Annotated in this window: 18 protein-coding genes; 12 read left to right on the top strand and 6 right to left on the bottom strand. The window is 64.4% G+C overall.

Going from position 1 to position 12578, the window contains the following annotated elements:
• Position 1: 1 nt before the first annotated feature.
• On the bottom strand, positions 2-622 hold the full coding sequence (locus AC07PE_RS03290) for a hypothetical protein (RefSeq protein WP_498761539.1): 621 nt from the start codon (positions 620-622) through the stop codon (positions 2-4).
• Positions 623-712: 90 nt separating this feature from the next.
• Between AC07PE_RS03290 and greB the strand changes: the two genes are divergently transcribed.
• The 9 genes from greB (at position 713) to AC07PE_RS03245 (ending at position 5325) form a co-directional block, all read left to right on the top strand.
• Entirely contained in the window at positions 713-1279 is a 567-nt protein-coding gene (gene greB / locus AC07PE_RS03285; protein WP_498761537.1) for a transcription elongation factor GreB, read from the top strand.
• 3 nt (positions 1280-1282) lie between these two features.
• Positions 1283-1879, top strand: a complete 597-nt coding sequence (locus tag AC07PE_RS03280; protein WP_498761535.1) for a biliverdin-producing heme oxygenase — start codon at positions 1283-1285, stop codon at positions 1877-1879.
• A gap of 7 nt (positions 1880-1886) precedes the next feature.
• A complete protein-coding gene (locus AC07PE_RS03275; RefSeq protein WP_498761533.1) occupies positions 1887-2660 on the top strand; it encodes a DUF6597 domain-containing transcriptional factor in 774 nt (257 codons plus the stop codon).
• A gap of 9 nt (positions 2661-2669) precedes the next feature.
• A complete protein-coding gene (locus AC07PE_RS03270; protein WP_498761531.1) occupies positions 2670-2969 on the top strand; it encodes a hypothetical protein in 300 nt (99 codons plus the stop codon).
• 5 nt (positions 2970-2974) lie between these two features.
• Positions 2975-3202, top strand: a complete 228-nt coding sequence (locus AC07PE_RS03265; protein WP_498761529.1) for a hypothetical protein — start codon at positions 2975-2977, stop codon at positions 3200-3202.
• Positions 3199-3582, top strand: coding sequence for a hypothetical protein (locus AC07PE_RS03260; protein ID WP_498761527.1), 384 nt, complete (start codon positions 3199-3201; stop codon positions 3580-3582). Before AC07PE_RS03265 ends, AC07PE_RS03260 begins: the two co-directional genes overlap by 4 nt.
• 199 nt (positions 3583-3781) lie before the next feature.
• Entirely contained in the window at positions 3782-4150 is a 369-nt protein-coding gene (locus AC07PE_RS03255) for a glyoxalase superfamily protein (RefSeq protein WP_498761526.1), read from the top strand.
• 150 nt (positions 4151-4300) lie between these two features.
• Positions 4301-5098 (top strand): prohibitin family protein, encoded by a 798-nt coding sequence (locus tag AC07PE_RS03250; RefSeq protein WP_498761524.1) that lies wholly within the window; start codon positions 4301-4303, stop codon positions 5096-5098.
• Positions 5099-5112: 14 nt separating this feature from the next.
• The gene (locus AC07PE_RS03245; RefSeq protein WP_498761522.1) at positions 5113-5325 is read left to right on the top strand and encodes a DUF7661 family protein; all 213 of its coding nucleotides are present in this window, start codon (positions 5113-5115) and stop codon (positions 5323-5325) included.
• Here the strand turns inward: AC07PE_RS03245 and AC07PE_RS03240 are convergent.
• Positions 5322-5639: a DMT family transporter gene (locus tag AC07PE_RS03240; RefSeq protein ID WP_498761520.1), complete on the bottom strand. Its 318-nt coding sequence runs from the start codon at positions 5637-5639 to the stop codon at positions 5322-5324. The two genes, AC07PE_RS03245 and AC07PE_RS03240, sit on opposite strands and share 4 nt — an antisense overlap.
• Before the next feature lie 156 nt (positions 5640-5795).
• Here AC07PE_RS03240 and AC07PE_RS03235 point away from each other — a divergent pair, with 156 nt between their 5' ends.
• Positions 5796-6161 carry a VOC family protein gene (locus AC07PE_RS03235; protein WP_498761518.1) on the top strand — a complete coding sequence of 122 codons (366 nt, stop codon included), beginning with the start codon at positions 5796-5798 and terminating at the stop codon, positions 6159-6161.
• Positions 6162-6233: 72 nt separating this feature from the next.
• Here AC07PE_RS03235 and AC07PE_RS03230 read toward each other — a convergent pair whose 3' ends face one another.
• The 4 genes from AC07PE_RS03230 to AC07PE_RS03215 all read right to left on the bottom strand — a co-directional run bounded on the left by AC07PE_RS03230 (position 6234) and on the right by AC07PE_RS03215 (position 10552).
• Positions 6234-8477: a RelA/SpoT family protein gene (locus AC07PE_RS03230; RefSeq protein WP_498761516.1), complete on the bottom strand. Its 2244-nt coding sequence runs from the start codon at positions 8475-8477 to the stop codon at positions 6234-6236.
• A gap of 175 nt (positions 8478-8652) precedes the next feature.
• On the bottom strand, positions 8653-8856 hold the full coding sequence (gene rpoZ, locus AC07PE_RS03225; protein ID WP_005665923.1) for a DNA-directed RNA polymerase subunit omega: 204 nt from the start codon (positions 8854-8856) through the stop codon (positions 8653-8655).
• 41 nt (positions 8857-8897) lie between these two features.
• A complete protein-coding gene (gene gmk, locus AC07PE_RS03220; protein ID WP_498761514.1) occupies positions 8898-9545 on the bottom strand; it encodes a guanylate kinase in 648 nt (215 codons plus the stop codon).
• A 119-nt stretch (positions 9546-9664) separates the two neighbouring features.
• Complete coding sequence (locus AC07PE_RS03215; RefSeq protein ID WP_498761512.1) at positions 9665-10552, bottom strand: YicC/YloC family endoribonuclease; 888 nt, start codon at positions 10550-10552, stop codon at positions 9665-9667.
• A gap of 117 nt (positions 10553-10669) precedes the next feature.
• Here AC07PE_RS03215 and AC07PE_RS03210 point away from each other — a divergent pair, with 117 nt between their 5' ends.
• Both AC07PE_RS03210 and AC07PE_RS03205 read left to right on the top strand, forming a co-directional pair.
• Entirely contained in the window at positions 10670-11638 is a 969-nt protein-coding gene (locus AC07PE_RS03210; protein WP_498761510.1) for a serine/threonine protein kinase, read from the top strand.
• Between the two features lie 7 nt (positions 11639-11645).
• Entirely contained in the window at positions 11646-12572 is a 927-nt protein-coding gene (locus AC07PE_RS03205; protein WP_498761508.1) for a PP2C family protein-serine/threonine phosphatase, read from the top strand.
• Positions 12573-12578 lie beyond the last annotated feature (6 nt).

Here is a 12578-nt window from a genome sequence, read left to right as displayed (position 1 = left end):
GTCAGCGGCGCCGTGCGCGCCATAGTACGACGAAGCGGCGCAGCACCCGCGACGCGCGGCTGGCGTGGCGGCTGCCGAAGGGCACGCCGGAACGCCTGCCGCGCACGAGGCGGGCGAGTCGAAAACGCCACTGGCGCAGTGCGCGCTGCGAGGCCCGCACCATTCTCCCTGCCTGCAAAAAGGCCTGGCTGGCGCGCAGCCGGCCGACCCAGCGGTTCTTCAGCGTCATGAACCAGCCGTGGCAGCGCGCAAACCAGCCCACCGCCAGCAGCGTCGGCAAAGTCAGAGCGTAGATCCGCGCCACGACCAGGGCGCCGCCCAGCTTGGCGATGACGATGGTGGCGATGCCGGAGAAGGCATGGCCGTGCGCGATCGCCATCAGCGCCAGCAGCTTGACCGGCAGGAGCAGCAGCCCGGGCAGCACGAACAGGCATAGCGCGCCCCAGGGCGGCAGCAGGCGCACCCGCGCTTCGATCGCCGCCAGCAGCGGCCAGCGCGCCAGGCCCGCACCCAGCCGCGCGCCCAGGTCCCAGCACCACTCTTCGAGCAGCAGGAGCAGGGCGGCCAGGTGCACCAGCGGCGCGAACAGGCGGGTGCGCGCATTCGTCATGGCTCGTGTCATGTCCGAATGATACGGGAAAAGGCGGGGCCCACCGCCGCAGCCGTGCCGTACATGCATCACGCTTGTGCGCTTGGCGCTACAATGTGACCTATGAACAAGGCATTTGTAAAAGAGTCCGACAACGAGGACGATGACGAAGCCCTGGCGCTGGCCCAGCAGATCCCGGCCGGCTCCAAGAACTACATCACCCCGGCGGGCCACAAGGCCATCAAGGACGAGCTGCTGCAGCTGATCGACGTCGACCGGCCCGAAGTCGTGCGCGTGGTGCACTGGGCCGCCTCGAACGGCGACCGTTCCGAGAATGGCGACTATATCTACGGCAAGCGCCGCCTGCGCGAGATCGACCGCCGCATCCGCTTCCTCACCAAGCGCTTGGACTCGGCCTTCGTGGTCGACCCGTCCGTCCATTACGGCAACGACCAAGTCTTCTTCGGCGCCACCGTCGCCTACCTGAACAAGGCCGGCGAGGAGCACACCGTCACCATCGTCGGCATCGACGAATTCGATCCGCTGAAGGGCAAGATCAGCTGGGTGTCGCCGGTGGCGCGCGCGCTGACCAAGGCGCGCGAGGGCGACCTCGTCATCCTGCAGACGCCGCTGGGCACGGACGAGCTGGAAATCCTCAGCGTCGACTATCCCGAACCCGTTGCCGACTGAACCATGAACCGTCATACCGAGGCCACGCATCGGGCCGCGCATCCGGGCGACCCGCTGGCCGCGCTGCGCACGGCCACGGCCAGCCGCCACCAGGAGCTCGACAGCGGCCTCCCGATCGGCGCCGCCGATGCCTCGCTGGGCGACTACGCCGTCCACCTGGCGATGCTGCGCGCCTGGCTGGCGCCGCTGCAGGACTGGCTGGGCGGTTTCAGCGACGGTCCGCAGTTCGATCAGGCCGGCCGGCTCGACCTGATCGAGCAGGACCTGGCCGAGCAGGGCATGCCCCGCGCACCGGTCGTGACGAATGCCATCGAAGACTGGCCGGCCGCCTCCAGCCCCGCCTGGCGCTGGGGCGTGTGCTATGTGATCGAAGGCTCGCAGCTGGGCGGCGCCGTCCTCTACCAGCGCCTGCACGAACAGCTGGCGCCACATCCGCTGCGCTACCTGAAGGGCGTCGACGCCGGCCCCGGCCCGCGCTGGCGCGCCTTCATGCAGGCGCTGCGCGAGCATGTGCACAGCCCGGAGGAGATTGCCGAAGCCAGCGCCGGCGCCTGCGCGGCCTTCGACAGCATCCTGGCGCTGGGCTTGCACAGGCGCTAGCCTGGCTATGCACCTCTACCGCGAATTCCCGCCCCATCCGGCCCTGGCAGGGCATGTCGCCTGCCTGTGGACCAGCCATTCGCTGCCGAGCGGCGCGCCGGTGCGCCATCGCGTGCTGCCGGATAACTGCATCGACATCCTGTGGCAGGACCGCGCGCCGCTCGGCTTCGTGGCCGGGATGATGTCGCGCCCGCACCGGGTCGAGGTCGCGGCGCCGGTGCTGACGGTGGCGGTGCGTTTCCTGCCGGGCGCGGCGCGGGCCTTCTTCGGCCTGCCGCTGCATGCGCTGCAGGACGGGCATCCTTTATTGTCCGAGCTGTGGCCGCGCGATGAGGCCGAGGCGCTGGCAGCGGCGCTGTGGGAGCGCGAACTGCCGGTCGCACAGCGCCTGGCGGTGATCGAGCGTGCGCTGCTCGGGCGTCTGCGCGTGCATGAGGCGGACCGCGCCGACCGTTTGGCGCGCACGGCCGTCGGATTGATCGAGCGTGCCGGCGGGGCAGTGCGGATCGAGGAGCTGGCAGACAAGCTGGGCGTCTCGCGCCAGCACCTGGCGCTGCAGTTCCGCGAGCGCGTCGGCCTGAACGCCAAGACCTTCGCCATGGTGTGCCGCTTCCGGCGCGCCAGTGCGGCCTTGCGTGCCGAACCGGGCGCCATCGACTGGGCCGTGCTGGCGGGAGAATGCGGGTATTACGACCAGTCGCACCTGATCCACGAGTTCCAGCAGTTCGCCGGCGAGACGCCGCAGGCCTTTGCGCGGCCACAGTCCAGCCAGCCCGGCTAGAATGCCGGCATGGCCAAGAAAACTCCCATTTTCCCCGGTCCGCGCACAGGGCGCGGCCAAGTCCTCGCAATCCTGCTTTCCAACGCCGACCAGGCCGGCGCCGAGCCCCTGCGCGGGCGCGTGACCCTGGCGGCCATCGTGCGCTCGCTGAAGCGCAAATACCACTGGCCGATCGAGACCACCAGCTTCCCGTCGAATGCGGCGGATGGGCGGGCGACCTGGGCCACGGTGTACAGCCTGCCGGCCGACGTCATCGAGAAGGCGCTGGACGGGCGGGGGCGGGACTGGTTGCGGAGCAGCCTGGGTTGACTACGATGGCGCGCTGGCTCATCCGGGCAGGCATCTTCTTTCTTGTCCTCGGCCTTGCCTTGCTCTCGCCGCTGGCTGAGCTGCTGCCTGTCGATATGTTCAGCTACATGCGCCAGCGTGGGGGGTATGTCCGGATCGTGCCGACGGAAGGTAATGGCGGCCAGCTTGCCATTGCGATACAGCTCTTCGGACTGGTGCTCTTGTGTGCGGGCCTGATGGCGAGGCGGCGATGAGAGCCTTCGTTGCTGTCTTGCTGGCAGTCGGCGGCATCCTCGCATTGCTGTTTGCTTTGTCCGACAAGCCGTCCGACGCCGAGGTCTCGCAGGTCCGCATCCGCAACCAGACCGGCGTGCCGCTCGGGCAGGTCGAGGTGAACGGCATCGACTACGGCGATATCGCGTCCGGCGGCGTGACCGGCTATCGGGACATGAAATCCGCCTATGGCTACCCGAAAATCCAGTTGCTCATGAACCGGCAACGCGTACGCCTGCAGCCCGACGATTATGTGGGCGAGCAGCCCCTGGGCCCCGGCCATTTCACTTATGTGCTCGTAAAAGAGCAGGGCGCGACGATGATCCTGATCGATATCCAGGCCGTCAAGGAGCCGGATTAGCGGCTGCGCTCCTGAAGCAACTGGCAGTGGAGACAGACACGAGACGCCGCGCCAGAATTCAGGCATAGCTGCGGGCGGAACAGTAATAGTCCAGAGACCGGCTTCAAGGCACTGCATCCCATGCCTCGATCGCGGTGGTATATTCACCTTATCGAAATTGAATTGTTGCACAATCAATCAAATCGCAAAGGGCCGACGCATGAGAATGCATAGCACCACTCCCATACTCCGCATGTTTGATGAAGCGAAGGCCAGAGAATTCTATGTGGATTTCCTGGGATTCAAGGTCGACTGGGAGCACCGCTTCGCGCCTGATCTACCGCTTTACCTGCAAATCTCGCGCGAGGGCTGCATCCTGCATCTGTCCGAACATCACGGCGATTGTTGTCCCGGCTCGGCCATGCGGATTGCGGTGGACGGGATCGACGAGCTGCATGCCGAGCTGATCGCAAAGCAGCATAAGTATGCGCGTCCCAGCCTGGACGATACCCCATGGGCTACCCGCGACATGTCGGTCAAGGACCCATTCGGCAATCGCCTGACCTTTACCACCGCAATCAGCACCTGACACGGCTATCTTCGACTTTCCCGAACTTGATCATCAGAATTTCCTGATGTTTTTATGAATTCCGCCGCTATACACTTTGTTGGTCGTTCATAAACATGACGGCCTGCCAGCACAGTGTGATTCGGCAGAACTCATCGAAAGGAAATTGAAATGAACAGGTTGCCATTGAAGGTGATCGGTATCGTCGTCGCACTGATCCTCGTGGTATCGCTCGCGCCCTTCGGCACCGTACCGTCTGGACACCGGGGCGTGATGACGACGTTCGGCAGCCCGAGCAGCGAGGTGCTGAGCGAGGGTATCCACTTCCGCATTCCGCTGGCGCAGAAGCTCAACCTGGTCAACGTCTCGATCCAGAAAGGTGAAGGCGACGGCGATGCCGCCTCGCGCGACCTGCAGATCGTGCATACCCGCGTGGCGCTGAACTACCACGTGCAGCCTTCGGCGGCGGTGACGGTGTTCCGCGACCTCGGTAACGAGCCGGGCACGCGCATCATCATCCCGTCCGTGCAGGAAGCCGTGAAGGCCGTCACCGCGCGCTTCACCGCCGAGGAGCTGATCGCCAAGCGCACCGACGTGCGCGACCAGATCATGGTCCAGCTGCGCGAACGCCTGGGCCGCCACGGCATCGTGGTCGACGAGTTCTCGATCGTGAATTTCAACTTCTCGCGCTCCTTCAATGAAGCGATCGAAGCCAAGACCACGGCCGAGCAGTTGAAACTGAAGGCGGAACGCGACCTGCTGCGTATCGAAGTGGAAGCCAAGCAGCGCGTTGCGCAAGCCAGGGCCGAGGCCGAATCGCTGGCCATCCAGCGCCAGCAGGTGACGCCGGAACTGATCCGTCTGCGTGAAATGGAGAACCAGCGCCTGGCCATCGACAAGTGGGACGGCAAGCTGCCGAATGTGGCGGGCGGCGCAATCCCCTTCATTAACGTGAACGGCGCGAAGTAAGCCTGGAGGCGGCCATGAAATTCAATATCTATGGCCGCTTCCAGGTCGAGGTCCGGCGCGAAAACGGGGAATGGCTCGTTTATCGCGCCGACTCGGGGAAGCGGACAAGACTGAACGATGTGATGATTCCGGCGGATGTCATGGCGCCGGACATCGCCATTTATCTCGACGATGTATTCCACGAGTATGCTGGCATCGGCCAGAGCGTCGAGCAGCTGGCCGATTAATGCGCCGACAGCTTCATCAGCACGAGGCCGCCGATAATCAATACCGCGGCGCACACGCGCATGAGGCTGATCTCCTCGCCCAAAAAGACAATGCCGACGATGAATGCGCCAATCGCGCCGATGCCGGTCCAGATGGTATAGGCCGTGCCTAAAGCGAGGCTGCGCATGGCCACCGACAGCAAGCCGAAGCTCGCCATCATCGTGACGATGGTAACGATGGAATAGGTGAGATGGGTGAAGCCATTCGACAGTTTCATCGAATAAGCCCACACGACTTCGAACAGACCGGCGACGAGCAACAGGATCCAGGCCATGACGGCTCCCTTGATAACCGGGCCGTCCCGCGTGTGTTCCCGGATGGGGGAGGTCGTCCTCCTGCAGCGATATTGTAGCCGAGCTTCCATTTTTCCAATACCTTGCCCTCGCGGGATGGCATGATGTCGTTTTGACAGGGATATCAGGAGACCAACATGATCAAGGGACTGCGTACCGTGAAGTACCCCGTGTCCGACCTCGACAAGGCCAAGGCCTGGTTCACCGAGGTGTTCGGCACGGCGCCTTACTTCGACCAGCCGTTCTACGTCGGCTTCGCCATCGGCGGCTTCGAGCTCGGCCTGGTGCCGGATGGGACGCCGGGCACGGCGGGCTCGGTGGTGTACTGGGGCGTGGACGACATCGAGGCGGAGTTCGCGCGCATCGTCGGGCTTGGCGCGAGCTCGCACGAGGCGATCCAGGAGGTGGGGGAGGGGATCAAGGTGGCGGAGCTGAAGGATCCGTTCGGGAATGTGCTGGGCTTGATCTACAACCCGGTGTTCGATCTGACGCAGGTACGGTGATGCATACGCGGGCACGGGGTGCCCGCCCTACCGATAGCCGTAGGGTGGGCACACTGTGCCCACGCGTGAAAATTACGTCCGCTCGCGCTCGACCCGGTTCACGCCCGCCACACGCCGCAGGTTGCGGATCAGGTGGGCCAGGTGCACGCGGTCCTTCACCTGGATGGTGAAGCGCAGCTGGGTCATCATGTGTTCGTCGTCCTCGTCCATGCCCACATAGGTGATGTTGGCGTCGGACTCGCCGATCTCGGCGGCGACTCTGGCGAGGATGCCCTTCTCGTTGTTGATCAGGAGACGGATGCGGCAGTCGAAGCGGCGGTTCAGCTCCGTGCCCCACTGGACCGCGATCCAGCGGTCCGGTTCCTTGTTGCGCAGGCGCTTGGCTTGCGAACAGTCGCCGGTGTGGACCACCAGGCCCTGGTCGCGCCGCAGCTGGCCGACGATCTGGTCGCCCGGGATCGGCAGGCAGCAGGGCGCCAGCTGCACCGACACGCCTTCGCTGCCGTAGATCGTGACCGGATTGAGCTCGGGACCGCCGGTGCTGTCCTGGGCCGGCACGGTGTCGACGGCGCCATCCATCAGGCCGAAGATGTGGCGCGCCACCAGCGCCGGCATGCGCTTGCCGATGCCGACGTCGGCGTACAGTTCCTCCATCGACTTGGCCGAGGATTCGGCCAGCAGCTTCTCGATGGTGGACTGCTGCAGCTCGCCCTTGACGCCGAGCTGGGCGAGCGCCTGCGCCATCAGTTCCTGGCCCAGTTCCACCGATTCGTTCAGGTTGATGGTGCGCAGGTAGTGGCGGATCGCGGAGCGCGCCTTGCCGGTGCGGACAAAGGACAGCCAGGTCGGGCTCGGGCGCGAGTCGGGGTCGGTCTCGATCTCGACGATGTCGCCGTTGCGCAGTTCCGTGCGCAGCTGGGCCGGCTCGTGGTTGATCTTGACCGACACGGTATGGTCGCCGATGCCGGTGTGGATCGAGTAGGCGAAGTCGAGCGGCGTGGCGCCACGCGGCAGCGCGATGATCTTCGACTTCGGCGTGAACACATACACCGAGTCCGGGAACAGGTCGACCTTGACGTGCTCGAGGAACTCGGCCGAGTCGCCGGTCTGCTGCTGGATGTCGAGCAGCGACTGCAGCCAGGCGTGGGTACGCTGCTGCAGGTCCGACATGTTCTGGTCGCCGGTCTTGTACAGCCAGTGCGCCGCCACGCCGCTTTCCGCGGTGCGGTGCATTTCCTGGGTGCGGATCTGGAATTCGACCGGGGTGCCGTAGGGGCCGATCAGGGAGGTGTGCAGCGACTGATAGCCGTTGATCTTGCGGATCGCGATGTAGTCCTTGAACTTGCCGGGCATCGGCTTGTACAGGGCGTGCAGGGTGCCGAGCGCCACGTAACAGTTCGGGACGGTGTCGACGACCACGCGGAAGCCGTACACGTCCAGCACCTGCGAGAACGACAGGTGTTTATTCCGCATCTTCTTGTAGATGCCGAACAGGGTCTTCTCGCGGCCATAGACTTCGGCCTGGATACCGGCGGCGGCGAGCGTGTTCTTGACCGCGTCGAGGATCTTCTTGACCACTTCGCGGCGGTTGCCGCGCGCGGCCTTGATCGCCTTCGCCAGGGTCTGGTAGCGCAGCGGGTACAGGTGCGAGAAGGACAGGTCCTGCAGCTCGCGGTAGATGTCGTTCAGGCCCAGCCGGTGCGCGATCGGCACATACACTTCCATGGTCTCGCTGGCGATGCGGCGCTTCTTCGCGGGCGCCATCACGCCCAGCGTGCGCATGTTGTGCAGGCGGTCGGCCAGCTTGATCAGGATGACGCGTACGTCGCTGGCCATGGCCAGCAGCATCTTGCGGAAGTTCTCGGCCTGGGCCTCGACCACGCTCTGGAATTCGATCTTCTCCAGCTTGGACAGGCCGTCGACCAGGTTCGCGACCTGCGGACCGAAGCGCTCGATCAGCTCTTCCTTCTTGACGTCCTGGTCCTCGATCACGTCGTGCAGCAGCGCGGCCATGATGGCCTGGGCGTCCAGCTTCCAGTCGGCGCAGATCTCGGCGACGGCGATCGGGTGGGAGATATAGGGTTCGCCCGACTTGCGTACCTGACCGAGGTGCATCTCGTCGGAGAAGCGGTAGGCTTCCTTGACCTTCTTGAGTTCGGCGGGCGTGAGGTATTCGGCCAGTTTGCTGGCGAGGTGGGAAATCGACGCGACGCCAGGAGCAGGCGCGGGTTCGGCTTCGTGCGGCTTGCTTGCAGACCGGCTGGGCCGGCCCTTGGTGGTGCCTGAGTGGATGGAATCCGGGGGAGACAAGGTCATACTCGAAGATAATCAGCCGCTGTGTGGGGACAGCATATCAGAATAAAGAGGGGTCAGAGCCCGGTTCATGCGGATGGGCTCTGACCCCGACTTATTCTGGCCTAACTGATTCTGACCCAAGTAGTCAGTTGGGGTCAGATCCCACCCGTAAGATTCGGGATCTGACCCCAAAAAATTACATAGGGACCTTTTTCAGCATCTCCAGGCCGACTTTACCGGCAGCGATTTCGCGCAGCGCGACGACGGTCGGCTTGTCCTTGGCTTCGACCTTCGGGGTGTGGCCCTGCAGCAGCTGGCGGGCGCGGTAGGTGGCGGCCAGGGTCAGCTGGAAACGGTTCGGGACGTTTTTCAGGCAATCTTCGATGGTGATGCGGGCCATGGTCTACTCCAAAAAAATGATCGATCGCTAATCCGGGAGGATTAGCCTTGCGGTTGATGCGCGTGGATTCCCAACTGTGCAAACAGCGAAGCATTGCGGGCCGCCTGCTGGGCGAAACGTGCTCGTGTCGCTTTGACAATCGCCTGCAGCTCGGACAGGGCGACATTGAACTCTTCGTTGATGATAGCATATTCGAACTCGGGAGCGTGAGCGATCTCGCCGCCCGCAGCCAACAAACGCCGCGTGATGATGTGCGGCTCGTCGGTGCCGCGCTTGTGCAGGCGCTCTTCCAGCGCCGCGATCGACGGTGGCAGGATGAAGATGCCGGCCGCATCCGGGAACAGCTTCTTCACCTGGCGCGCGCCCTGCCAGTCGATCTCGAGCAGGATGTCGACGCCGTTTTTCATCTCCTGTTCGACGCTCAGGCGGCTGGTGCCGTAGTAATTGCCGTGCACTTCGGCCCATTCCAGGAACTCGCCGCGGTCGGCGCGGGCGACGAAATCGTCGGCGGTCGTGAAGTGGTAATGCACGCCGTCCTGCTCGCCCGGGCGCGGCGGGCGCGTGGTGGTCGAGATCGACAGCTTGATCCCCGGCTCCTGCGCCAGCAGGGCGTTGACCAGGGTCGATTTGCCGGCGCCGGACGGGGCGGCTACGATGAACAGACTGCCGGAGAAGGCGTTGGTGATCATGGTTGTTCCTTTTGCTACGTTTGCGATGTTCATAAATCGGCGTGGGCACGTGGCGCCCACCCTACATCCATCGTAGGGTGGGCACCCCGTGCCCACGACAGGAATACCGCGAAAAGCGATTATTCCAGATTCTGTACCTGTTCCCGCATCTGCTCGATCAGCAGCTTGAGCTCCATCGATGCATCCGCCAATTCCTTGACCGAAGCCTTGGCACCCAGCGTGTTCGCTTCGCGGTTCAGTTCCTGCATCATGAAGTCGAGGCGCTTGCCGACCTGGCCGCCCTTTTTCAGGATGTGGCGGGTTTCGTTCAGGTGCGCAGTCAGGCGCGACAGCTCTTCGGAAACGTCGATGCGGATGCCATACAAAGTGACTTCCTGGCGAATCCGCTCGAAGACTTCCTGTCGCGTCAGCACCTGCGGGTTGCCGTGGCCAGCCAGGCCCAGCGCATCCTGCATGCGTTCGACCGCCTTCTGCTGGAACTGCGAGATCACCTGCGGGATCAGCGGCGTGATGCGCTTGACGATGGCTTCCATCGATTCGATACGCGACAGCAGCATCGCTTCCAGGGCCGCGCCTTCGCGCCTGCGGCTGTCGACGAAGCCGGCCACCACCTGCTTGGTGAGCTCGGCGACATCGGCCTGCAGCGATTCCTGGCCCACTTGCGCTTCCTCGATCACACCCGGCCAGCGCAGCAGCTCGGCCACCGTCATCTGGGGCGCGGATGTGAAGTGGCGCGACACTTCGGCCTGCAGCCGCGCGAGGTCGGCCAGCAGTTCCTGGTTCAGCGCCTGGGAGCCGCTCGCGGCCTTGCGGCCGAAGGAGAGGCGGACTTCCACCTTGCCGCGGGTGATCGCAGCCATGATCGCCGAGCGCAGGTCGGGTTCCAGCGCACGCAGCTCGTCGTTGATGCGGAACTGCAGATCGAGGAAGCGTGAATTGACGCTCTTGATCTCGATCGTGAGGGTGCCGGCAGCGCCTTCGCTGGTGGCGACCGCATAACCTGTCATGCTAGAAATGCTCAATTGGATCCCCGGATAATCACAGGGCCTTGATGGCCCGTTTATTCTTTACAAAGCGGTGATTTATCCACACAATCGCCGTGTTACGCAAGGAATACTTCCCAAATGGCTGCACAAAATAACGCTCCCCTGCCCGAAGGGCTGGAAATTGGCGGATATCGCATTGTAAAGAAAATTGCGTCCGGCGGGTTCAGTATTGTTTATCTTGCATATGACGGCGACGGCAATGCGGTCGCGATCAAGGAATACCTCCCCAGCGCCCTGGCGCTGCGCCAGCCCGGCCAGCTCATTCCCATCATCTCGAAAGCCAATCTGCCGGTGTTCCGCATCGGCCTGAAGTGCTTTTTCGAGGAGGGCAGGGCGCTGGCCAAGATCGTCCATCCCAACGTGGTGCGTGTCCTGAACTTCTTCCGCGCCAACGACACCGTTTATATGGTGATGGCCTACGAATCCGGCCACTCGCTGCAGGAGCAGATCTCGCGCCTGATGGCCAGGAGCCAGCGCGCCAGCGAAGGCTTCATCCGCCAGGCCTTCAACGGCGTCTGCGGCGGCCTGCGCGAGGTCCACGCCAACAAGCTGCTGCACCTGGACCTGAAGCCGGCCAACATCTACCTGCGCACCGACGGCACCCCGCTGCTGCTGGACTTCGGCGCCGCGCGCCAGACCATCAACACCGACTCGCCGACCCTGGCGCCGATGTACACCCCGGGCTTTGCCGCCCCCGATCTGTACGCCAGGGGCGCCACGCTCGGCCCCTGGACCGACATCTACAGCATCGGCGCCGCCATCTATGCCTGCATGGCCGCCGCGCCGCCGCAGCCGGCCGACCAGCGCAAGGCGCGCGATGAAATGGAATCCCGCTTCGCCAAGCTGGATGGCGCATACTCGCCGGACCTAGTGGCGATGGTGAAGTCCTGCCTGGCGATGGACCCGCTGGCGCGCCCGCAGAGCGTGTTCGCCGTCCAGAAGGTGCTGCAGGCCGGCCTCCAGGCTGCCCGCGCGCCGGCCCAGGCCGAGGAGCCGCCGCCGTCCGGCTGGCGCAGCCTCGTCAGCCGCATCAATCCATTCGCTTAGGACTACCATGCAGTTTTCCGTCTACCAGCAAAGCCATATCGGTGGCCGCAAGGTCAACCAGGACCGCATGGGCTACAGCTACACGCGCGAAGCCCTGCTGCTGGTGCTGGCCGACGGCATGGGCGGCCACCAGCGCGGCGAGGTCGCCGCCAGCATCGCCCTGCAAACCATGTCGGCCCTGTTCCGCAGCCAGGCCACGCCCTATGTGAAGAAGCCGGAGCGCTTCCTCGAAGACGCGTTCGAACAGGCCCATGAAGCGATCCAGCGCTACGCCCGCGAACACGGCATGTCGGACAGTCCGCGCACCACGATCGTCGCCTGCCTGGTCCAGCACAACTGCGCCGTATGGGCGCACTGCGGCGACTCGCGCCTGTACTGGCTGCGGCGCGGCCAGATCCTGGCGCGCACGCGCGACCATTCGCACATCGAGCACCTGATCGCCAAAGGCCTGGCCGACCCCAGCGAACGCAGCACCCACCCCGACCGCAATAAACTCTACAGCTGCCTGGGCGCGTCGACGCCGCCGAAAGTCGAGCTGTCGCGCCAGGCCAGCCTGGAACCGGGCGACGTGCTGCTGCTTTGCTCGGACGGCTTGTGGGGCATCCTGCCCGACACCGAGATCGTGCACCAGCTGTCCACCCACACCATCGTGCAGGCGGTGCCGGACATGATCGGCATGGCCACCGCCATCGCCGGCCCGCGCGGCGACAACACCACGGCCCTCGCCATCCAGTGGCAGGGTGCGCACGACGCCCCTTCGAGCGGCGACGACGGCATGGTCTCGACCATGATGCTGCCGGAAGGCGAGGTCACGACCCGCCTGGCCGAGGAGCCGGCCGCTGCTTCGCTGGACGACTTCGGCGACGAGGACATCGAAAAGGCGATCGCAGAGATCCGCGACGCGATCGAGAAATCATCCCAGCTACTCAAATAAAAAAGG

It is taken from the genome of Telluria sp. GW821-FHT07G12, from assembly GCF_059418525.1.
This window is presented reverse-complemented; position numbering and strand designations above follow the sequence as displayed.